Below are 20698 nucleotides of genomic sequence, written 5' to 3'. Positions count from 1 at the left end.
AGGAGATACAGCCAGAAACAAGAAAACCCGCACTAGGCGGGCTTTCTTGTTAGCTTCGTAGACATCCGCAGATATCACGAAACAGGTACTTGGTGGCTACACAGGGACTTGAACCCCGGACCCCAGCATTATGAATGCTATGCTCTAACCAACTGAGCTATGTAGCCAAGTGGCGCGCATTATTCGCTTGGATCGATGTTGTGTCAAGCAAATATCTGAAAACTTTCTCTACGCTATCAAAAGCTTAAGGCTCGCCGGTGAAGTCCCGGACCTTCGTCGTTTCAACTCAGGCGGAATCGCCCGGTGTTGTTACTCAGGGCCTTGCTGCCTTCGCTCAGGGTGTCCGCTGCACGGTTCACCGCACGAGCCCCTTCGAGTAGGCGGAGCGCCGCTTGGTCGACCTGCTGGATATTGCCACTGACTTCGTCGGCGGTGCTCGCCTGTTCGTCCACTGCCGTGGCGATTTGCGCCAGGGTATCGGTCACGCTCTGCACTGCACTGGCGATTTCCCCCAGGCGCTCGCCCAGCCCAGTTACCGATTGGGCATCGGTTTGCGCCTGGCCGCAGGCCGTTTCCATCAGGGCTACCGCCTGGCTTACGGTGGCTCGCAGGCTGTCGACGGTGCTGGCAATCTGTGCGGTGGAGCTCTGGGTACGCTGCGACAGGCTGCGCACTTCGTCCGCCACTACGGCAAAGCCGCGACCTTGTTCACCGGCCCGTGCCGCTTCGATGGCAGCGTTGAGGGCGAGGAGGTTGGTCTGTTCGGCGACACCGCGAATGGTGTCGACCACCAATTGAATCTGCTGGCCCTGCTCGCTGACCCGGCCCAAGGCGGCGGCGGTTTCGTTCAGGCGTTGGTTGAGCTGTTGGATGCTGGCGGTGGTGCGCAGGCTGTCGCGGCTGCTGTCCGAGGCAATGCGCTGGGTATTCTGAGCGCTGCCGGAGGCCTGCTCACAGCTCTGGGCGACCCCCAGTGAAGTGGCCGCCAGTTGTGTCGCCGCCGCAGCGATCTGGCTGATTTGTTGCTGCTGCGCTTCGACTTCGTTGAGGGCACCGCTGGAGTGGCTGTTGAGGGTGCGCACGGCGTCGCTCAACTGCAGGGTTTCGTGATCCACGCCCTGCAGGCTGGTGCGCAGTTGCACCACGGCGACGTTGAGGGCGGTGCTGATGGCCGCCAGTTCGTCGCGGCCTTCCACCGGTACTTGCAAGCACAGGTTGCCGTCACGCAGTGATTCGGCCAACAGGGTGATGCCGCTCGCGCTGCGGCGGATCGAGGCCTGCAGGCAGATGAACAGGTACAGCGCCGCCAGTAGCAGGCAGCCGAAGATCACCGCCACCAGAGTGAACTGGCGGATGCCCTGCCCATGGTAGTAGTCCAGGCGGCTGTCGAGGGTGGTCAGGGAGTCTTGACGTAAGCCGGACAACTGACCCAGCAAGCTGTCGAGGGTCTTCTCGAAGCCTTCGGGCTTGAGGGTGATACTGCCGCCAAACATGCCTTCGTCCAGTGCTTTGAGGCCCTCATCCAGGTGATTCAGGCTTGTCTGGTAACGTCCCGCCCAGTTTTGCAGTTCGGCCGGCAAGCGGGCTTCCAGTTGCGCACCGGTCTTGGTCAGCCGGTCGCGGGCATCACCGATGCGGCTGCGCAGGTCTTTGAGTTGCAGGCGGCTTTGCAGGCTGAACTGGCCCGACACCACCGATGCCTGGCCGACGCTGGCGAGACGGCCAACACGCTCGATCAGATCAGGTGCGTATTGGGTGGAGATTTGCGTCAGCAGGTAGGTTTCCATCCAGGGCGCGAGGATCAGCCGGCTGTCCAGGGCGATCTGTTCCCGCAGGCCTTGCAGGGCGCTCAGGGCGGAGGTGAAGCGGTCGTAGCCGTCCGGCCACCAGCCGACCTTGCTCAGGCTGGCCGAGTCGAGGCCGGAGAGGCTAGCTTGCAGGACCTGATAACGCTTCAGGGTCTCGTCGGTGGCACCTTCGTTTTTCAGGGCCTGGCCCAGTTGCTCGATGGCCTGGTTGACTTCGGGCTGGGCCTTGTCGAGTACGGCCATGGCCGCGAGGGTGGTGGGTGTCGGTTGACGATTGGTTTCCGTGGCCCGCCAGCGGGCGGCGCGGTCGCGTTGGGCGGTCAGCAGGCTGTCCAGGGAGTCCTGGGCCAGCAGTTGGCGGACACCGGCACGCTCTCCGGCAATCAGCGCCAGTTTGCCACGGTAGTCCTGGCCGATCATGTACAGACTACCCATCAGCGGTACGATGAACAGCAGGAACAGCACCTGAAATTTACGGGCGAAACCGAATCGCCCCAACAGTCGCATCCCTGGTGATAAAAAAGCCTGCATGCCCGATCACTCCTCAAGGCATCCAGCACTGTTTGAGTGCGCTCATGACGGGTTGGTCATGACGGATACCGTCGTTAAAGACCTCGGAAGATTCGTCAGTGAGGGCGTTGTTGGCCAGCCGCTGTGGCGAAACTTCCCATTCTCGAGCCTCTTTGTAAGGGGCCACGCTGTAGGCGCTAAAGTACGCAAGATTCACACCAGTAGCAAAAAGCTATCAGCTATTTTTTTGCGATTGAATAGATCGTTAGCTCAACAAGCATCTGGTGTTGCCGCACCCAAAAATGGCACATTGACGCACTTGCAATCGTGCATCCATCCATGTGACGGAATTCCCTCATGGCTCTCACTGAAACTCCCGCTGGCGCGACTGTCGCATCGACGGCGCCGCAATCCAGTCCCCTGGTGATGCGTATTATCGGCGCGGTGGCGCTGGCGCACTTGATCAACGATCTGATCCAGTCGGTCCTGCCGTCGATCTATCCGATGCTCAAGGCCAATTACGGGCTGACCTTTACCCAAGTCGGGCTGATTACCCTGACTTTCCAGGTCACGGCATCGCTGTTGCAGCCGTGGGTCGGCTTTTATACCGACCGCCATCCGAAACCGCTGCTGTTACCGGCGGGAATGATTTGTACGCTGATCGGCATTCTGATGTTGTCCCAAGTGGGCAGCTTCGCGTTGATCCTCCTGGCATCGGCGCTGATCGGCGTGGGTTCTTCGACGTTCCACCCGGAGGCCTCCCGTGTTGCACGCCTGGCTTCGGGCGGTCGTTACGGCCTGGCGCAGTCGAGTTTTCAGGTCGGTGGTAACGCCGGTTCGGCTTTTGGCCCACTACTGGCGGCGGCGATCATCATTCCGTTCGGCCAGGGCAACGTCGCCTGGTTCGGGCTGTTCGCTTTGTTCGCCCTGGGTGTGCTCTACGGCATCAGCCGCTGGTATCGCGCGCACCTGAACCTGTTCAAGCTCAAGCAGGGCCAGAAGGCCACTCACGGATTGTCGAAGAATCGGGTATTGGCGGCGTTGGTGGTGCTCGGCCTGCTGGTATTCTCCAAGTACTTCTACATGGCCAGCTTCACCAGCTACTTCACCTTCTACCTGATCGAGAAGTTCCAGCTGTCGGTGGCCAGTTCGCAGCTTCACCTGTTTCTATTTCTGGGCGCGGTCGCGGCGGGGACGTTTGCCGGTGGGCCGATCGGCGACAAGATCGGGCGCAAGGCGGTGATCTGGTTCTCGATCCTGGGGGTGGCACCGTTCACGTTGATACTGCCGTATGTGGATCTGTTCTGGACCACGCTGCTCAGTGTGGTGATCGGCTTTATCCTGGCCTCGGCCTTCTCCGCCATCGTGGTGTTTGCCCAGGAGTTAGTACCGGGCAACGTCGGCATGATCGCCGGAGTGTTCTTCGGCCTGATGTTCGGCTTCGGCGGGATTGGCGCGGCGCTGTTGGGGCACCTGGCGGACATTCACGGCATCGAGTACGTGTACACGATGTGCTCGTTCCTGCCGTTGTTGGGCGTGTTGGCGGTGTTGTTGCCGAAAACCAGGCAGGTCTGAATTGTCCCGTTCTGAATAAGGGTTACACCTTCTGACCTTTCCTCAGAAGGATTCAATGGATTCGGGGCGAGTGGGCGCCCCGGGCGTCGATTTAGCCTGTAGTTACTTTTCCCACTCGGCTTTAGGGATCAGCAGGCCATGGTTGCCGTTGTATGTGGCACGCTCGGGTTGTTTCCAGCCGTCCAACAGCGACTCGTCGAGGCGGTAGATTTCCACGCCCAATGGGCGGCAGACCTTCAGCGGGTCCTCGGCATCGGGGCCCCACATCGGCAGCGACAGGTCACCGCCCGGGCAGGTGGAGAGGGCGCACAGCAGATCGATTTCGGCGAAGAGCTCCAGGTAGTCACCCTGTTTCGCCGGGCAGGCTTTCATGAAGTACATGTCGTCGTGATTGAGGCCGGTACATTGGAAGATGTTCAGCACGTCGTGCACGTCGAACTCGGTCAGGCCATGGGGCAACACCGCACGAGTCAGGTTTGAATGGCAGTGGTGGTGGAAGTCCTCGCCGGTGAGCATCTTGTTCACGTAAGGGTCGCAACGGGTGCCCAGCAAGTCGTGCAGACGACCGCCGTGTTCGTCGATGCCGTAGTCGGCCAGGCTGTCGTCGGTGATGGTGACCATTGGCCTCAGGAAGGGCAGGTTCGACCACAGGCGGTCATACGTGCTGACGTGGGCGCCTTGTAGCTGGCGAGTTCGGGCTGCCCACATGCGTTCGCGGGGGTCGTCGGCGCTCCACACGTTGAAGTCCCCGACCTGTGGGCCGACCGGTGTGGTCACGCGAAACACATGGCCCGCCGGTACTTTCCAGGCGCGGCCGGTACGGATCGGTACTTCGAATTGCTCGATCAGAGTGCGGCCATCCTTGGACTCGCGCACGCGGTCATAGAAGGCTTTGTCAACGTGCAATGCGGCGCCTTTGCTGACTTGGTAGGCCGCTGGATAGTCCTTGTACATGGGGGATCCTCTTTTTAGTGTTGTGGGATGCTGCTCAGAATGTCCAGCAGCACCAACTCGGAGTCGTTGAGGTAGCTGCTCATGGCTTCCTCGGCTTCTTTCTTGCGGCCATCACCCAGTAGGTCGTGGATATGCCGGTCGCGTTCGAGCCAGGGTTTCTGGAAGGTTTCCTCGCTGGGAGCGTTGGAAAACACCAGACGCATCTGGGCCGCAACGTGGGTGAAGAATTCGTCGAACAGGGGGCTGCGCAGCAGGCCGACGATGTGCTGGTGAAAGCGCAGACTGTGGGTGCCGAAGGCTTGCCAGTTCTCGCGGTCTTGGGCCAGTTGCGCGGCCTCGATGGCTTCGAGCATCAGGTCGGATTGGTATTCGCGCAGCGGCTTGCTCGCGGCGATCGCCTGCAATTCGAGGGTGCGGCGGACCTTGAAGATATCGCGCACGTCGTCGATGCCCAGCCGGCGCACCATCACGCCTTTGTTACGCACGTAGCTGGTCAGGCCTTCACGACCCAACTGGTGCAACGCTTCGCGCACTGTGTTGCGCGAGGCGTTGTAAGCATTGACCAGTTCGCTTTCTACCAGCGGCATGCCTGGCAACAGACGCCCGCCGATGATGTCTTCGCGCAGCTCGATGGCAACCTGATCGGCCAGCGACAGACTTTTTTCCTTGGGTTGACTCACCGTTATGCCCCCCCGGCTCATGCCAGTTGTACGTCTTTGAGGAACTTGATCATGCGCTCGCTGCGCTGCTCCAGCATCTCTTGCGGCGCGGCGTTCTGGATAATTTCGCCGCCTTCCATAAACACCACCCGATCGGAGAGCTTGAAGGCGAAGTTCATTTCGTGAGTGACGATCACCATGGTCATGCCTTCGCGGGCCAGTTCCTCGATCACCGCCAGTACATCGCCGACCAGCTCCGGGTCGAGGGCCGAGGTCGGCTCGTCGAACAGCATGACCGAAGGTCGCATCGCCAATGCCCGGGCAATCGCCACGCGCTGCTGCTGGCCACCGGAAAGCTGGTGCGGGTATTTACCGGCGTGTTCGAGCATCCCAACCTTGCGCAGCAGCGCCAGGCTCAACAAACGCAGCTCTTCGCCACCGCCATGAGTATGATAGAGCGGTGCGAGCATGACGTTTTCCAGGGCAGTCTTGTGCGGGAACAAATTGAAGCCCTGGAAAACCATTCCGACATGCACGATGCCCTGCATATGCACTTTGTTACCCAGAGCGCCCTCCGGCGCTTTGGTACCGCGCAGGAACGGCTGGCCTTGCAGGATGATTTCGCCGTGGTCCAGGCTTTCCAGGCCATTCATGGTGCGGATCAGCGTGGTCTTTCCCGAGCCCGATGGGCCGATGATCGACACCACCTCGCCCCAACGCACATTCAGCTCGACGCCCTTGAGTACTTCCAGTTCGCCATAAGACTTGCGCACGCCCCGCGCTTGCAGAGCAAACTCACCTGGCTCGGACTGGCTGGCGGCACGCCGGGTCGCCACTTGCCCGAGTTCGGCGGAGGCGATGTGTTTCGGTTTACGCCGGGTTACGTCCAGGTGGTTCTCCAGCAGGCGCAACAGGCGGCTGAACACGGTAACGATAAGCACGTAGTAGAAGGCCACCGCGAGCATGGTCTCCATGACCAGGAAGTTCTGGGTATAGAGCTGTTGGCCCACCAGAAGGATTTCCGACAGCGAAATCACCGACACCAAAGAGGTCAGTTTGACAATGGTGATGTATTCATTGACCAGGGTCGGCAGGGCTATGCGTAGCGCCTGGGGCACCACGATCAGTCGCTGAACGCCACGATAGCCGATGCCCAGGGCCTTGCCCGCTTCCAGTTGGCCTTTGACCACCGCCAGTAGGCCGCCGCGATGAATCTCGGCGATATACGCCGCTTCACTGAGCACCAAGGCGATCAGGCCTGCCGAGTAGGGATTGGACAGCAGCGCACTGGTAGACGCAAACACCTGGGGCAGGTTATAGATGAAGATCAGTAGAACCAATAGCGGCAGGCTGCGAAAAAACCAGATATAGAGACCGGCCGCACCTCGCAGAAAACGTCGCTGCGACTGTCGCGCCAAAGCCAGGAGAAAGCCGAATACGATACCCAGTAGCCAGGTTTCCAGGCTCAGTTCGACCACGGTTGCCACGGCTCGCCAGAAATCGCCGTTCCACAACAGGCCCAAGGTGTAATACCAATCGAATTGCATGTACTTACTCCGCGTTGCTGTGATTCTTCCGCAGACCGGAAAGAATCAATGAATCCGCTACTGGGTGCGCTCGGCGCAGGGTTTCAGGGAGTGGTGGTGCCCAACGCCGCCTTGATTTCCTCGGCATTCGGTTCGGCCAGGTTGTAGCGGGTGAGCAGTTCGCCGTAACTGCCGTTCTGTTTGATTTGGCCCAGAGCAGTGGTCAGTTCTCCCAATAGCGCCAGATTGCCTTTGCGCACGGCCAGCCCGATGACTACCGGATAGATCAGTTCGCTGGAGCTGATAACGGTTTTGCCCTGCAATTTTTCGACGGTGATCTTGGCTACCGCGGGATCTTCCATCTGCACGTCGACTGCCTGGGCCAGTAGGGCCTGAGCCGCTTCGGGCGAGGTGGGAAATTCACGAGACTGGATCGCCGGTTTGCCGGAGGCCAGGCAATACTCGGTCGAAACCTTGTTGAGTTTGGGAACCCAGGATGCGCCCTTGATCGAGCCCACGCGCTTGCCGCAAAGGTCTTCGGGCCGTTGTGGTCTGAAATCGCTGGCACTGAGCACCATCAAAGAGGAGCCGGTCTTCAGATAGCTGATGAAATCCACCTGTTTGGCGCGTTCCGGGGTGACATAAAGTGCCGAGGCGACCACGTCGAAACGCTGGGCATTGACGCCCAAGATCAAGTTGGCAAAGCGGGTGTCGAGGAAACGCGGCTCCAATCGCAATTGTTTGCCTATCAATTGCATGAACTCGGGGTCGAAGCCGCTTGGCTGCTTTTGGTCCAGATAGGTGTAGGGCGGATAGGTCAGGTCGGAGCCGACCGACAGCTCTCCCTGTTTGAGCGTGCCTTTGATCTCCGCCGCAGACAGCAGCGGCACCATGCAAGCCAGGGAGATCGTCAACGCCAGGTTGGGCATGGTTTTCTTACCCGTCAGACCTTTTTGCATGTTCGTATCCTCGGTTTTTGACTGCAGTGAGCAAGATTGATTGTTCAACAATCAGTTGCTAATTGTTCAGCGTTTTTCATACCATCTTTTGAATTTCGGTCTATTTGAACACTGTTTGTTGGTGAAGCATGTTTTATGAGCGTGCGGGAGCACTGAGGCGGCGCGATTCGTTACCGAATGCAACATCGTGGAGTGCAAGAAGGTGTTTTTAGCTCGGGTGAGGTTCAGAGCTGTTACCGAGGTGGCGCGATGCCGGCATGGTTCGTAGCGAGTGGAAAACTGCAGGGATTGATCGTTATTGTGGGGGGGGGGAGCAGCCTCATGGACAGGCTCGTTTCGCTGGTTTGCCTGCCGCGCATTGTCGCTTGCGCAAGTGCTCAAGCGCTCGCCGGATCTACTGTGAGGTACGGCTTTGAATGGCCAAGGCAGGCATGCCCAAAGATGGTTTAAGCCTGTAGTTAGCGCTGTTGGTCAATTTCGAAGCCTTTGGCCTGTGTTGCTCTTCGCCATAGTGGGGCCAGGCTGGTCATGGCGCCTTGGTCATGGGCCTGTGGTATCCGAACTTGAGCTAACGAACTCACCGTACAGGCCACCAGCGCTTCACTCGCTACAGGCTATAGCAAAAACGAAAAAGCCCCGAAATTCGGGGCTTGCACGTGCTGCTAGGAGTCTGAGGTAATCTCCTGAATGCTCTCTACGATTTACACATTGAAGCGGAAATGCATCACATCACCGTCCTTGACGATGTATTCCTTGCCTTCCAAGCGCCATTTGCCGGCTTCCTTGGTTCCGGCTTCGCCCTTGTACTGGATGAAGTCGTTGTAGGCGATCACTTCGGCGCGGATAAAGCCTTTCTCGAAGTCGGTGTGGATCACGCCGGCTGCTTGTGGGGCGGTGGCGCCGACCTTGACGGTCCAGGCACGGACTTCCTCGACGCCGGCGGTGAAGTAGGTCTGCAGGTGGAGCATTTCGTAGCCGGCGCGGATCACCCGATTCAAGCCAGGTTCTTCAAGGCCCAGGGCTTCGAGGAACATGTCTTTTTCTTCACCGTCGTCGAGCTCGGCGATTTCCGCTTCGATCTTGTTGCACACCGGTACCACGACCGCGCCTTCTTCGTCGGCGATAGCCTTGACCACGTCCAGCAGCGGGTTGTTCTCGAAACCGTCCTCGGCAACGTTGGCGATATACATCACCGGCTTGGTGGTCAGCAGATGGAAGCCGCGAATCACTGCCTTTTCGTCCGCGCTCATGTTCTTCATCAGGCTGCGCGCCGGCTTACCTTCGCTGAAGTGGGCGATCAGCTGCTCCAGCAGGCCCTTCTGGACGACTGCATCCTTGTCGCCGCCCTTGGCGTTGCGCGTGACTTTTTGCAGTTGCTTCTCGCAACTGTCGAGGTCGGCGAAGATCAGTTCCAGGTCGATGATCTCGATGTCGCGTTTGGGGTCGACGCTGTTGGCGACGTGAATCACGTTCTCGTCTTCGAAGCAGCGGACCACGTGGGCGATGGCATCGGTTTCACGAATGTTGGCCAGGAACTTGTTGCCCAGGCCTTCGCCTTTTGAGGCGCCCGCCACCAGGCCGGCGATGTCGACGAATTCCATGGTGGTCGGCAGGATGCGCTTGGGGTTGACGATCTCGGCCAGGGCTTGCAGGCGTGGATCGGGCATCGGCACGATGCCGCTGTTAGGCTCGATGGTGCAAAAGGGGAAGTTCTCCGCCGCAATGCCGGATTTGGTCAGGGCGTTGAACAGGGTGGATTTGCCGACGTTGGGCAGGCCGACGATGCCGCAGTTGAATCCCATGGTGTTTCCCCTCGGGTAAGAGTCAGGCCTTCTGGGTGTGCAGGTGTTTCATCGCGCGGTTCCATTCACCGGCGAGAATATCCGGCAGCACGCCGAGGGCAAAATCGATGCTGGCATCGAGTTTTTCCTGTTCGGCGCGTGGCGCACGACCCAGGACGAAATTTGAAACCATACTCGCAACGCCTGGGTGGCCAATGCCAAGTCGCAGGCGGTGAAAGCTATTCTGGTTGCCGAGCTGCGCGATGATGTCCCGCAGGCCGTTGTGACCGCCATGGCCGCCGCCTTGCTTGAGCTTGGCAACGCCAGGTGGCAGGTCGAGTTCGTCATGCGCCACCAGGATTTCTTCGGGCGTGATCCGGAAGAATCCAGCCAATGCCGAGACGGCCTGGCCGCTGCGGTTCATGTAGGTGGTGGGAATCAGCAGGCGAACATCCTGACCCTGGTGACTGAAGCGCCCGGTCAGGCCGAAATATTTGCGCTCGGCGACAAGATGGATGCCTTGTGCGCGAGCGATGCGGTCAACAAAAAGGGCCCCCGCGTTATGCCGGGTCTGTTCGTATTCGGTGCCTGGATTTCCCAGGCCAACGATCAGTTTGATGGCAGTCACGACAGGGGCCCTTCTGTGGAGTGGTGGATAACATCGCCGCGATGTTTGGGGGCGGCAAAAAAGTGGACGAAAAACGCTTATTTACCAGGATGTAAACGTCGCATTCTCGCCCGCTTTCTCGCTACGTTCCAGTCCGCGATGTTTTCAGTCACTCCGGCGCCGGAGTAAAATTACTCTGCGGTGCCTTCTGCTTCTGGAGCAACACGTGGAGCGTGAACGTTGGCAACAGCCTTGTCGTCACCGTGTGCCAGAGCAACAAACTCAACGCCTTTAGGTGCCTTGAGGTCGGACAGGTGAATGATCGAACCGACTTCGGCATCGGCCAGGTCGACTTCGATGAACTCAGGCAGGTCCTTGGCTTCGCAGGAAACTTCGATCTCATTGACAACGTGGGAGATCTCGCCGCCTTTCTTCACTGGAGCCGCTTCGTTGATGAAGTGCACAGGAACAACAGCAGTCAGTTTCTTGCCAGCCACAACGCGAACGAAGTCGGCGTGCATGATGAACTGCTTGGCCGGGTGACGCTGCATTGCCTTAACGATCACGTCTTGCTTGACGCCGCCAATGTTCAGTTGGATGACGTGGCTGAAAGCCGCCTCGTCTTCGAACAGCTTGGCGACTTCCTTGGCCAGCATCATGATGGATTCGGGAGCCTTGTCACCACCGTAGACAACGGCGGGAACCTGGCTGGCGAGACGACGCAGGCGGCGGCTCGCACCTTTCCCCAGGTCGGTACGCACTTCGGCGTTCAGGATGAAATCAGTCATTTTGTATCTCCAAAATAGCCATGTCCGGGTGACGCCTGCGACCGACGTCAAAGCGGCATGGGCAAAAAAGCCCCGCCCCAATATGAGTATTGGGGCGGGGCGCTTTACGTCAACGAGATGTCTGCTGGGCGCGACAACTGCCTGTGCGACTATCATGCTGCGTTGAAAACACGTTGGCATGATCGCCGCTCGGCGAGTTTTCGTACAGAACCTAGCGGAACATCGCGCTGATCGATTCTTCGTTGCTGATGCGGCGAACCGCTTCGGCGACTACCGGTGCGATATCCAGTTGACGGATACGCGCACAGGCTTGTGCCGCGGCGGACAGCGGGATGGTGTTAGTCACTACCAGCTCGTCCAGCACGGAGTTTTCAATGTTTTCAATTGCCCGACCCGACAGCACAGGGTGTGTGCAGTAGGCAAAAACCTTGGCGGCGCCATGTTCCTTGAGGGCTTTGGCCGCGTGGCACAAGGTGCCGGCGGTGTCGACCATGTCGTCGACGAGAATACAGGTGCGGCCTTCGACATCACCGATGATGTGCATCACTTCGGAGTGGTTGGCCTTCTCGCGACGTTTGTCGATGATGCCCAGATCCACGCCCAGCGACTTGGCGACGGCCCGTGCACGCACGACGCCGCCAATGTCTGGAGAGACGATCATCAGGTTTTCGAAGCGTTGGTCTTCGATATCATCCACCAGCACGGGGGAGCCGTAGATGTTATCTACCGGAATATCGAAGAAGCCCTGAATCTGGTCGGCGTGCAGGTCAACCGTGAGAACACGGTCGATGCCCACCACGGTAAGCATGTCAGCCACGACTTTCGCGCTGATAGCCACACGTGCGGAACGCGGACGGCGGTCCTGACGGGCATAACCAAAGTAGGGGATCACCGCAGTGATTCGAGTGGCTGAGGAGCGACGGAAGGCATCTGCCATCACGACGAGTTCCATCAGGTTGTCGTTGGTCGGTGCGCAGGTCGGCTGAATGATGAAGACGTCCTTACCACGGACATTTTCATTGATCTCGGCGGTAATTTCGCCGTCGGAAAATTTACCGACAGAGATGTCACCGAGCGGGATATGCAGCTGACGTACAACACGCCGAGCCAGATCGGGGTTAGCATTCCCCGTAAAGACCATCATCTTGGACACGCGCAGTACCTGAAGGCTGAGGGTAACCTGGATGAGTATTAGAAAATGGCAGGGGCGGCTGGATTCGAACCAACGCATGGCAGGATCAAAACCTGCTGCCTTACCGCTTGGCGACGCCCCTGTATCTGTTGCAACGAGTACTTAGTACCCGAATTCCTATAGCAGACTCTGTAACTTGCGATGCAACATCGAAATATTGCTTCCCTTTGCTACAAACCCTGTGTGGGTCTCTGCAAGAAGGGCCGAGACTTTATCAGCTTCAGCTTTGCTTGGGAAGGCCCCAAACACACAACTTCCAGTTCCGGTTAATTTTGCCTCGGTAAATTTACCTAGCAAATTCAAGGCGTTACGTACTTCTGGATAACGTCTCGCGACAACCGGCAAGCAGTCATTTCGACTGTTTCCCTTGGGAACGGGGCGCACTTTAATGGGCGCGGAGTCACGTGTCAACAGCGGATCTGAAAAAATTTCTGCTGTACTTACAGAGACTTGCGGAACAAGCACGACATACCAGGATTCTTCGGGGTCCACCGGGGTGAGTTTTTCCCCAACACCTTCGGCAAAAGCCGCATGGCCGTGGACGAACACCGGAACGTCGGCACCCAGCGTCAGGCCCAGGGCTGCCAGGCGATCTTGATCCCAGGCCAGCCGCCAAAGGTGGTTCAGGGCGAGCAGGGTGGTCGCGGCATTCGAACTACCGCCACCGATACCGCCGCCCATGGGCAGGATCTTTTCGATCCAGATATCCATGCCGAGGGCGCAACCGGATTGTTCCTGGAGTTTTTTTGCCGCGCGCACGATCAGATTGCTGTCGTGAGGGACGCCGTCGAATTCGGTGTGCAGGTGGATCACGCCATCGTCACGCACGGCGAAACTCAGTTCGTCGCCGTAATCGAGAAACTGAAACAGCGTTTGCAACTTATGATAGCCGTCGGCACGGCGACCGATGATGTGCAGCATCAGGTTCAGTTTTGCCGGCGCGGGCAGAGTCAGGCGTAGGGGCGGCATGTCACTGTCCTAGCTGGCGGGGCTGCCAGTCCTTGATCACCAGCGTCACGTCGAGGTCGCGACCGTGCAGTTTGAGGCGCTCGGGCAGCCAGTAGCCGTTCTGCTCGGTGTAGCTGAGGTATTCGATCTGCCAGTCATCCTGATCCAGGGTGGCGAGGCGGCTGTTGTTGTCCAGGCTCAGGCGACTCTTGTCGTCGGGCGCGGGCAGGCCGCGAATCCACCAGACCAGATGGGACACCGGCAGGCTCCAGCCCATCTGTTGTTCGAGCAGGGCTTCGGGCGTAGCGGCTTCATAGCGGCCCTGGTTGGCGACTTCCAACGACACCTGGCCGGGGCGGCCGGTCAAGCGGGCAGCGCCGCGACCCAGCGGGCCGGACAGGCGGATATCGTAGTAGTTCTGGCGCTGCAACCAGTACAGGGTACCGCTGCCGGAGTCTTTCGGTGCGCGAATCCCGACCTTACCATTGATCTGCCAGCCATCAAGGTTGGTCAACTGCTGCTTGTGCCGGGCCCACTGGGTCGGGTCGCCGTGGCCCTCGACGGACTCACGGGCACCAAAACCCGCACAGCCGGCGAGCAAGGCGATCAGGCTGAAAACAACGATTTGGCGCAAAAACATAAGCTTAAAGAGTCTCGGAACCGGTCAGGCGCTTGATGGTGCCGCGCAGGAGTGGGCTATCGGGTTGGTCTTTGAGGAACTTGCCCCAGATTTTCTTGGCTTCGCTTTGTTTGCCGTTGGCCCACAGGACTTCACCCAGGTGGGCGGCGACTTCCTGGTCGGGAAAACGTTCCAGGGCCTGGCGCAGCAGGCGCTCGGCTTCATCGAGGTGGCCCAGGCGGAAGTTCACCCAGCCGAGACTGTCGAGCACCGCCGGATCTTCCGGGGTCAACTGGTGGGCCTTCTCGATCAATTCCTTGGCTTCGGCGTAGCGTGTGGTGCGGTCCGACAGGGTGTAGCCCAGGGCGTTCAGCGCCATGGCATTGTCCGGGTCGTGTTTGAGGATCGCCCGCAAGTCGTTTTCCATCTGAGCCAGGTCGTTGCGTTTCTCCGCTTGCATGGCGCGGGTATACAGCAGATTCAGGTCGTCCGGGTACTGCAGCAGCGCCTGTTGCAGGACTTTCCAGGCCGGGTCGCCGTGATTGTTGGCGGAAAGGATCTCGGCCTCGATCAGGTACAGTTGGATCGTGTAGTCCGGCTGCTCATCACGGGCGGCGGCGAGCCGCTTCGAGGCCTCGGCACCGCGACCGCTGGTCACCAGGATATCGGTCTGGCGCAGTTGGGCCGGCAGGTAGTCATTGCCCGGACCGACCTGTCCGTATTCTTCCAGAGCACCCTGCGGGTCGTTTTGCTCTTCGGCGATGCGGCCCAGGTTCAGGTGCGCGGAGTCGACGTGGCTGTTGCGGGCGATCAGTTGTTCCAGATAGCCCTTGGCCTCGTCCCAGGCCTTGGCTTCGAGGCAGACCAGCGCCAGGGAGAAACGTAGCTCGTCATCTTCTGGGTACTGCTGGACCAGGCTGGAGAACTGCACCTTGGCATCGGCCATGCGGTCCTGTTCGACCAGCATGCGCGCATAGGTCAGGCGCAGGCGCTTGTCGTCCGGGTACTTCTTGATACTTTTTTCCAGCAGCGCGATCGCTTCCTTGCCGCGATTGAGGGTCAGCAGCAGGCGTGCGCGCAGCAACAGCGGGGCGACTTCGCCGTCTTCCGGTGGATTATTCTCCAGCAGCGTCTCGGCGCCTTGGTTGTCGCCGTCCTGCTGCAGCAGCAGGGCCTTGCCGAAGATCAGTTGGCCGTTCTTCGGGTGCTTGACCAGTAGCCGGTCGAAACTCTTCATCAGGCCATTGCGGGTGTCCTGATCGGTGTCGGCCGCCGACAACGCGAGGAAATCGAAATGGGTGTCGCCCTGGCCCTGCAGGACTTTCTCCATATAGACCATGGAGTCGTCATAACGCCCGCTACGCGCCAGTTGGATCGCCGCCGCGCGTTGTGCTTCAAGATCGTCCGGAGCGTTTTTTGCCCAGATCAGCGAAGTGTCGAGGGCTGCCTGGTCAGCGCCCAGGTATTCGGCAATACGAAAGGCCCGCTCGGAAATACCGGGGTCCTGGGTATTGATCGCCTGAGTGACATAATTATCGAGCGCGATATCGAAGCGATTTCGCTGCCCGGCCAGTTCCGCGCTTAGCAGGCTGAAGACCGTGTCTTCGCTGAAGGAACTGTAGACCTTGGGCTTTTGCGCAGCCGCGGCGGCGTCCTCGGCTCGTGGCATATTGCCCGGCGATACGGGAGCCAGGGCCTGGCAGCCGCTGAGGAAGACAAAAGCGAGAAGCAACGCGGAGGATCTATTCATATAGGAGAAGGGCAACTTACCTGCGGTCGGGGCATCATGACACAAGCGGTGGGCAGAACCATACCCGTGACCGCTCACCGATGCACTTATAGCAAGGTTCCGTTAGAACAATAGTCGGCAATGGTTGTTCTGAACCGGGTGAAGTAGGACAATTGCCGGCCTCTGGACATCATCAGCGATCTTGAATGGCCTTCCTCGCACTCGGCATCAACCACAAGACGGCCTCCGTAGACGTGCGCGAGCGCGTGGCATTTACTCCCGAACAGTTGGTGGAGGCGCTGCAGCAGCTCTGTCGCCTGACCGAAAGCCGGGAAGCCGCGATCCTCTCCACGTGTAACCGCAGTGAACTGTATATCGAGCAGGATCACCTGGCTGCCGATACTGTGCTGCGCTGGCTGGCCGATTATCACCATCTGAGCCTCGAAGAGTTGCGCGCCAGTGCTTATGTGCATGAAGACGATGCGGCTGTTCGGCACATGATGCGTGTCGCGTCCGGCCTGGATTCGCTGGTGCTCGGCGAGCCGCAGATTCTCGGCCAGATGAAATCCGCCTACGCCGTGGCGCGCGAAGCCGGGACCATCGGACCGTTGCTCGGGCGCTTGTTCCAGGCCACATTCAGCGCGGCCAAGCAGGTACGCACTGACACGGCCATCGGCGAAAACCCGGTGTCGGTGGCCTTTGCCGCCGTCAGTCTGGCGAAACAGATTTTCAGCGATCTGCAACGCAGTAGCGCGTTATTGATCGGCGCCGGCGAGACCATTACCCTGGTCGCCCGTCATCTGCACGAGCAGGGCGTGAAGCGTATCGTGGTCGCCAACCGGACCCTGGAGCGGGCCAAGATCCTCGCCGAAGAGTTCGGTGCCCATGCGGTGCTGCTGGCCGATATCCCCCAGGAACTGGTACACAGCGATATCGTCATCAGTTCCACCGCCAGCCAGCTCCCGATCCTCGGCAAGGGCGCGGTGGAGAGTGCATTGAAGCTGCGCAAGCACAAGCCCATCTTTATGGTGGACATTGCCGTTCCTCGGGATATCGAGCCGGAAGTCGGCGAGTTGGATGACGTTTACCTCTATAGCGTCGACGATCTCCACGAAGTGGTCGCCGAGAACCTCAAGAGCCGCCAGGGCGCGGCTCGGGCCGCCGAGGAACTGGTAAGCAGCGGGGTCGACGAGTTCATGGTCCGCCTGCGCGAACTGGCGGCGGTGGATGTGCTCAAGGCTTATCGCCAGCAGAGCGAGCGCTTGCGTGATGAGGAATTGCAAAAGGCCCAGCGTCTGCTGGCCAATGGCAGCAGCGCTGAAGACGTGCTGATGCAACTGGCCCGTGGCCTGACCAACAAGTTGATGCATGCGCCCAGCGTGCAACTGAAAAAGTTGTCCGCCGAAGGCCGCCTCGATGCGCTGGCCATGGCCCAGGAACTCTTTGCCCTCGGTGAGGGCTCATCGGATAGCTTTTCGGATAAGAAACCGCAATGAAAGCGTCACTGCTCAATAAGCTGGACATCCTCCAGGACCGTTTCGAGGAACTGACCGCCTTGCTTGGCGATGGCGAGGTCATTTGCGACCAGAACAAGTTTCGCGCCTATTCCAAGGAGTACGCCGAGGTTGAACCGATTGTCGCGGCCTATAACCAGGTGATCAAAGTGCAGGCCGACCTTGAGGGCGCTCAGGCGCTGCTCAAGGACAGCGATCCGGACATGCGCGAGATGGCGCTCGAGGAAGCGCGCCAGGCCAAGGAACAACTGGTCGAATTGGAGTCTGCCCTGCAACGTATGCTGTTGCCCAAGGACCCCAACGACGGGCGTAATGTCTTCCTCGAAATCCGCGCCGGCACCGGCGGCGACGAGGCGGCGATCTTCTCCGGCGATCTGTTTCGTATGTATGCACGCTATGCCGAGAAGCGTGGCTGGCGGGTGGAGATCCTTTCGGAGAACGAGGGCGAGCATGGTGGTTACAAGGAAGTCATCGCCCGGGTCGAGGGCGACAATGTCTACGCCAAGCTGAAGTTCGAGTCCGGAGCCCATCGTGTGCAGCGAGTGCCGGCCACCGAATCCCAGGGGCGCATCCACACCTCGGCCTGTACCGTGGCGGTGTTGCCTGAGCCGGATGAACAGGAGGCCATCGAGATCAACCCGGCGGACTTGCGCATCGATACCTATCGCTCCTCGGGCGCGGGTGGTCAGCATGTGAACAAGACCGACTCGGCGATCCGGATTACCCACATCCCATCGGGGATCGTGGTTGAATGCCAGGAAGAGCGTTCCCAGCACAAGAACCGGGCTCGGGCCATGTCCTGGCTGTCGGCCAAGCTCAACGACCAGCAGACCAGCGCGGCTGCCAACGCCATTGCCAGTGAACGCAAGCTGCTGGTGGGTTCGGGCGACCGTTCCGAACGCATCCGCACCTACAACTTTCCACAGGGCCGGGTCACCGACCACCGTGTCAACCTGACCCTGTATTCCTTGGACGAAGTCCTGGCGGGCGGCGTCGAGGCGGTGATCGAACCGTTGCTGGCCGAATACCAGGCCGATCAACTGGCGGCCTTGGGTGATTGAATGACCATTATCGCCAGCTTGCTGCGCGCCGCCGAATTACCCGACTCACCCACCGCGCGACTGGACGCCGAGCTGCTATTAGCGGCAGCCTTGGGCAAATCCCGCAGTTACCTGCACACCTGGCCGGAAAAAATTGTCAGCAGCGAAGCCGCGCTGGCTTTTTCCGGTTTCCTGCAACGCCGTCGGGTTGGCGAGCCAGTGGCCTATATTCTCGGCCAGCAGGGATTCTGGAAGCTCGACCTGGAAGTCGCGCCGGATACCCTGATTCCGCGTCCCGATACCGAGTTGCTGGTGGAGGCCGCCCTTGAGCTGCTGCCGGCGACTCCGACCAAAGTACTCGACCTCGGTACCGGCAGCGGCGCGATTGCCCTGGCCCTGGCCAACGAGCGTCCGGCCTGGCGGGTCACGGCGGTGGACCGGGTGGTGGCAGCGGTAGCCCTGGCCGAGCGCAACCGCCAGCGGCTGGGCCTGGACAACGTCACGGTGTTGAGCAGCCATTGGTTCAGTGCCCTGGAAGGCCGACGCTTTCAACTGATTATCAGCAACCCGCCGTACATTGCTTCAGCCGACCCCCACTTGATCCAGGGCGATGTGCGCTTTGAACCCACCAGTGCGCTGGTGGCCGGTGCCGATGGCCTGGACGACCTGCGGTTGATCATCGCTCAGGCACCTGCGCATCTGGAGTACGATGGTTGGTTGATGCTCGAACACGGTTACGATCAGGCCGAAGCTGTCGGCGAACTGCTCTCGGCACAGGGCTTCAGCCAGGTTCACAGCCGCACTGACCTGGGTGGTCACCCACGCATCAGCCTGGGGCGCCTATCGTGTTGAGCGACCAGGAGCTGTTGCGCTATAGCCGGCAGATCCTGTTGCGCCAGGTCGATATCGATGGCCAATGGCGTCTGAAAAACAGCCGGGTACTGATTGTCGGCCTCGGCGGTCTCGGAGCACCGGTGGCCTTGTACCTGGCCGCCGCCGGGGTCGGCGAATTGCACCTGGCGGATTTCGACAGCGTCGACCTGACCAACCTGCAACGCCAGATCATCCACGACACTGACAGTGTCGGTTCGAGCAAGGTCGATTCGGCGCTGCGCCGGCTGACGGCGATCAATCCCGAGATCAGCCTGATCAGCCATCGCCAGGCCCTGGATGAAGATTCCATGCGGGCGGCGGTGGTCGCTGTCGATCTGGTGCTCGACTGCTGTGACAACTTTGCTACTCGCGAGGCAGTCAACGCCGCTTGCGTGGCCGCCGGCAAGCCGCTGGTCAGCGGCGCGGCGATTCGCTTCGAAGGGCAGTTGTCGGTGTTCGACCCACGGCGTGCCGAAAGCCCGTGCTATCACTGCCTCTACGGACACGGTAGCGAAGCGGAACTGACCTGCAGCGAAGCCGGTGTGATCGGCCCGCTGGTCGGTTTGGTGGGCAGCCTGCAAGCGCTGGAGGCGCTGAAGCTGTTGGCCGGTTTCGGTGAGCCGCTGGTGGGCCGGCTGCTGCTGATCGATGCCTTGGGCACCAAGTTCCGTGAGCTGCGGGTCAAGCGCGATCCGCACTGCGGCGTGTGTGCCAGCCGCGATGCGTGATGCGCCGATCGGGGTATTCGACTCCGGCATCGGCGGGCTGTCGGTGCTCAATGAAATTGCTACGCTGTTGCCCCATGAATCGCTGCTGTATGTCGCTGATTGCGGGCATATTCCCTACGGTGAAAAAAGTCCGGAATACATTCGTCGGCGCTGCGAAGTAATTTCTGGATTTCTTCGCGAGCAAGGCGCCAAGGCCCTGGTAATTGCTTGCAATACCGCGACGGTAGCGGGCGTCGCCGATCTGCGCCAGCGTTACCCGGACTGGCCGCTGGTGGGGATGGAACCGGCGGTCAAGCCTGCCGCGGCGGCTACCCGCAGCGGTGTGGTCGGCGTGCTCGCCACCACCGGCACCCTGCAAAGCGCCAAGTTCGCCGCCTTGCTCGACCGCTTCGCCGCTGATGTGCGGGTGGTTACCCAACCCTGTCCTGGCTTGGTGGAGATGATCGAGAGCGGCAACCTGCGCAGCCCGGCCCTACGCCAGTTGCTCGCCAGCTATGTCGAGCCGCTGCTGGCGGCGGGCTGCGACACGATCATCCTCGGCTGCACCCACTATCCCTTTCTCAAACCACTGCTTTTAGAGTTGATTCCGGCCTCCATTAGCCTGATCGATACCGGTGACGCCGTGGCCCGGCAACTCCAGCGCCTGCTGGCGGCCCGCGACCTGTTGTCCACGGGGCCGGCTCGCGAGGCACACTTGTGGACCAGTGCTGATGTGAATCATCTTGAAAAAATCCTTCCCTTGCTCTGGAATAAGTCGGGAGTTGTGCAAAGCTTCACGAGGTAGTGCTCCGGCGTGGAGCGCTGCACCTCGTCAACAGGCACCTAGCGTCAGGTTTCTGCGGCGGGGACTGTTGAGCCATATCTGATATGCATAAAAATAGGATGTTT

The 20698-nt window shown here is 59.9% G+C and carries 18 protein-coding genes and 2 tRNA genes; 6 read left to right on the top strand and 14 right to left on the bottom strand.

The annotated features are described in order from the left end of the window. Positions 1-90 precede the first annotated feature (90 nt). Both BMX68_RS01535 and BMX68_RS26685 read right to left on the bottom strand, forming a co-directional pair. Positions 91-167 (bottom strand) — tRNA-Met (locus tag BMX68_RS01535). Between the two features lie 114 nt (positions 168-281). After that, a complete protein-coding gene (locus BMX68_RS26685; RefSeq protein ID WP_439896035.1) occupies positions 282-1493 on the bottom strand; it encodes a methyl-accepting chemotaxis protein in 1212 nt (403 codons plus the stop codon). Between the two features lie 1182 nt (positions 1494-2675). Here BMX68_RS26685 and BMX68_RS01525 point away from each other — a divergent pair. Then, a complete protein-coding gene (locus tag BMX68_RS01525) occupies positions 2676-3893 on the top strand; it encodes an MFS transporter (protein ID WP_017130612.1) in 1218 nt (405 codons plus the stop codon). A 102-nt stretch (positions 3894-3995) separates the two neighbouring features. Here the strand turns inward: BMX68_RS01525 and BMX68_RS01520 are convergent, their stop codons facing one another. The 12 genes from BMX68_RS01520 to BMX68_RS01465 form a co-directional block, all read right to left on the bottom strand. Next, a complete protein-coding gene (locus tag BMX68_RS01520; protein ID WP_017130613.1) occupies positions 3996-4847 on the bottom strand; it encodes an urea carboxylase-associated family protein in 852 nt (283 codons plus the stop codon). Between the two features lie 14 nt (positions 4848-4861). Then, on the bottom strand, positions 4862-5548 hold the full coding sequence (locus BMX68_RS01515) for a GntR family transcriptional regulator (protein ID WP_051000594.1): 687 nt from the start codon (positions 5546-5548) through the stop codon (positions 4862-4864). Continuing rightward, the gene (locus BMX68_RS26575; RefSeq protein ID WP_017130615.1) at positions 5545-7053 is read right to left on the bottom strand and encodes an amino acid ABC transporter permease/ATP-binding protein; all 1509 of its coding nucleotides are present in this window, start codon (positions 7051-7053) and stop codon (positions 5545-5547) included. Before BMX68_RS26575 ends, BMX68_RS01515 begins: the two co-directional genes overlap by 4 nt. Before the next feature lie 83 nt (positions 7054-7136). Continuing rightward, positions 7137-7991: an ABC transporter substrate-binding protein gene (locus tag BMX68_RS01505; RefSeq protein ID WP_017130616.1), complete on the bottom strand. Its 855-nt coding sequence runs from the start codon at positions 7989-7991 to the stop codon at positions 7137-7139. Between the two features lie 701 nt (positions 7992-8692). Further along, positions 8693-9793, bottom strand: coding sequence for a redox-regulated ATPase YchF (gene ychF, locus BMX68_RS01500; RefSeq protein WP_017130617.1), 1101 nt, complete (start codon positions 9791-9793; stop codon positions 8693-8695). A gap of 22 nt (positions 9794-9815) precedes the next feature. Beyond that, on the bottom strand, positions 9816-10400 hold the full coding sequence (pth, locus tag BMX68_RS01495) for an aminoacyl-tRNA hydrolase (RefSeq protein ID WP_017130618.1): 585 nt from the start codon (positions 10398-10400) through the stop codon (positions 9816-9818). Positions 10401-10570: 170 nt separating this feature from the next. Continuing rightward, positions 10571-11167 carry a 50S ribosomal protein L25/general stress protein Ctc gene (locus BMX68_RS01490; RefSeq protein WP_017130619.1) on the bottom strand — a complete coding sequence of 199 codons (597 nt, stop codon included), beginning with the start codon at positions 11165-11167 and terminating at the stop codon, positions 10571-10573. Positions 11168-11378: 211 nt separating this feature from the next. Next, complete coding sequence (locus BMX68_RS01485) at positions 11379-12320, bottom strand: ribose-phosphate pyrophosphokinase (protein WP_003171603.1); 942 nt, start codon at positions 12318-12320, stop codon at positions 11379-11381. 46 nt (positions 12321-12366) lie between these two features. Beyond that, a tRNA-Gln gene (locus BMX68_RS01480) sits at positions 12367-12441 on the bottom strand. A 35-nt stretch (positions 12442-12476) separates the two neighbouring features. Beyond that, positions 12477-13328: a 4-(cytidine 5'-diphospho)-2-C-methyl-D-erythritol kinase gene (gene ispE / locus BMX68_RS01475; RefSeq protein WP_017130620.1), complete on the bottom strand. Its 852-nt coding sequence runs from the start codon at positions 13326-13328 to the stop codon at positions 12477-12479. 1 nt (position 13329) lies between these two features. Beyond that, complete coding sequence (lolB, locus tag BMX68_RS01470; protein ID WP_017130621.1) at positions 13330-13947, bottom strand: lipoprotein insertase outer membrane protein LolB; 618 nt, start codon at positions 13945-13947, stop codon at positions 13330-13332. A gap of 4 nt (positions 13948-13951) precedes the next feature. Further along, the gene (locus BMX68_RS01465) at positions 13952-15676 is read right to left on the bottom strand and encodes a tetratricopeptide repeat protein (RefSeq protein ID WP_026013034.1); all 1725 of its coding nucleotides are present in this window, start codon (positions 15674-15676) and stop codon (positions 13952-13954) included. A gap of 185 nt (positions 15677-15861) precedes the next feature. Between BMX68_RS01465 and hemA the strand changes: the two genes are divergently transcribed. The 5 genes from hemA to murI are packed head-to-tail and all read left to right on the top strand — an operon-like array spanning position 15862 to position 20594. Next, positions 15862-17151 carry a glutamyl-tRNA reductase gene (gene hemA / locus BMX68_RS01460; RefSeq protein WP_017130623.1) on the top strand — a complete coding sequence of 430 codons (1290 nt, stop codon included), beginning with the start codon at positions 15862-15864 and terminating at the stop codon, positions 17149-17151. Beyond that, positions 17148-18230, top strand: a complete 1083-nt coding sequence (gene prfA / locus BMX68_RS01455) for a peptide chain release factor 1 (RefSeq protein WP_017130624.1) — start codon at positions 17148-17150, stop codon at positions 18228-18230. Before hemA ends, prfA begins: the two co-directional genes overlap by 4 nt. Next, positions 18231-19061, top strand: a complete 831-nt coding sequence (gene prmC / locus BMX68_RS01450; protein WP_017130625.1) for a peptide chain release factor N(5)-glutamine methyltransferase — start codon at positions 18231-18233, stop codon at positions 19059-19061. After that, positions 19055-19810 (top strand): molybdopterin-synthase adenylyltransferase MoeB, encoded by a 756-nt coding sequence (locus tag BMX68_RS01445; RefSeq protein ID WP_017130626.1) that lies wholly within the window; start codon positions 19055-19057, stop codon positions 19808-19810. Before prmC ends, BMX68_RS01445 begins: the two co-directional genes overlap by 7 nt. Then, on the top strand, positions 19803-20594 hold the full coding sequence (gene murI, locus BMX68_RS01440; RefSeq protein WP_074861790.1) for a glutamate racemase: 792 nt from the start codon (positions 19803-19805) through the stop codon (positions 20592-20594). The genes BMX68_RS01445 and murI overlap by 8 nt, the downstream gene beginning before the upstream one ends. The last annotated feature ends 104 nt before the right edge of the window (positions 20595-20698 follow it).

The organism is Pseudomonas agarici (assembly GCF_900109755.1).
In the GTDB taxonomy this organism is placed as follows: domain Bacteria; phylum Pseudomonadota; class Gammaproteobacteria; order Pseudomonadales; family Pseudomonadaceae; genus Aquipseudomonas; species Aquipseudomonas agarici.
The sequence above is the reverse complement of the archived record's forward strand: the minus strand, read 5'-3'. Positions and strand labels throughout refer to the sequence as shown.

Coding starts and splice junctions, on each gene's coding strand:
- BMX68_RS26685 (WP_439896035.1), bottom strand. CDS start 1,493: ATGTTTGGCGGCAGTATCACCCTCAAGCCCGAAGGCTTCGAGAAGACC.
- BMX68_RS01525 (WP_017130612.1), top strand. CDS start 2,676: ATGGCTCTCACTGAAACTCCCGCTGGCGCGACTGTCGCATCGACGGCG.
- BMX68_RS01520 (WP_017130613.1), bottom strand. CDS start 4,847: ATGTACAAGGACTATCCAGCGGCCTACCAAGTCAGCAAAGGCGCCGCA.
- BMX68_RS01515 (WP_051000594.1), bottom strand. CDS start 5,548: ATGAGCCGGGGGGGCATAACGGTGAGTCAACCCAAGGAAAAAAGTCTG.
- BMX68_RS26575 (WP_017130615.1), bottom strand. CDS start 7,053: ATGCAATTCGATTGGTATTACACCTTGGGCCTGTTGTGGAACGGCGAT.
- BMX68_RS01505 (WP_017130616.1), bottom strand. CDS start 7,991: ATGCAAAAAGGTCTGACGGGTAAGAAAACCATGCCCAACCTGGCGTTG.
- ychF (WP_017130617.1), bottom strand. CDS start 9,793: ATGGGATTCAACTGCGGCATCGTCGGCCTGCCCAACGTCGGCAAATCC.
- BMX68_RS01490 (WP_017130619.1), bottom strand. CDS start 11,167: ATGACTGATTTCATCCTGAACGCCGAAGTGCGTACCGACCTGGGGAAA.
- ispE (WP_017130620.1), bottom strand. CDS start 13,328: ATGCCGCCCCTACGCCTGACTCTGCCCGCGCCGGCAAAACTGAACCTG.
- lolB (WP_017130621.1), bottom strand. CDS start 13,947: ATGTTTTTGCGCCAAATCGTTGTTTTCAGCCTGATCGCCTTGCTCGCC.
- BMX68_RS01465 (WP_026013034.1), bottom strand. CDS start 15,676: ATGAATAGATCCTCCGCGTTGCTTCTCGCTTTTGTCTTCCTCAGCGGC.
- hemA (WP_017130623.1), top strand. CDS start 15,862: ATGGCCTTCCTCGCACTCGGCATCAACCACAAGACGGCCTCCGTAGAC.
- prfA (WP_017130624.1), top strand. CDS start 17,148: ATGAAAGCGTCACTGCTCAATAAGCTGGACATCCTCCAGGACCGTTTC.
- prmC (WP_017130625.1), top strand. CDS start 18,231: ATGACCATTATCGCCAGCTTGCTGCGCGCCGCCGAATTACCCGACTCA.
- murI (WP_074861790.1), top strand. CDS start 19,803: ATGCGTGATGCGCCGATCGGGGTATTCGACTCCGGCATCGGCGGGCTG.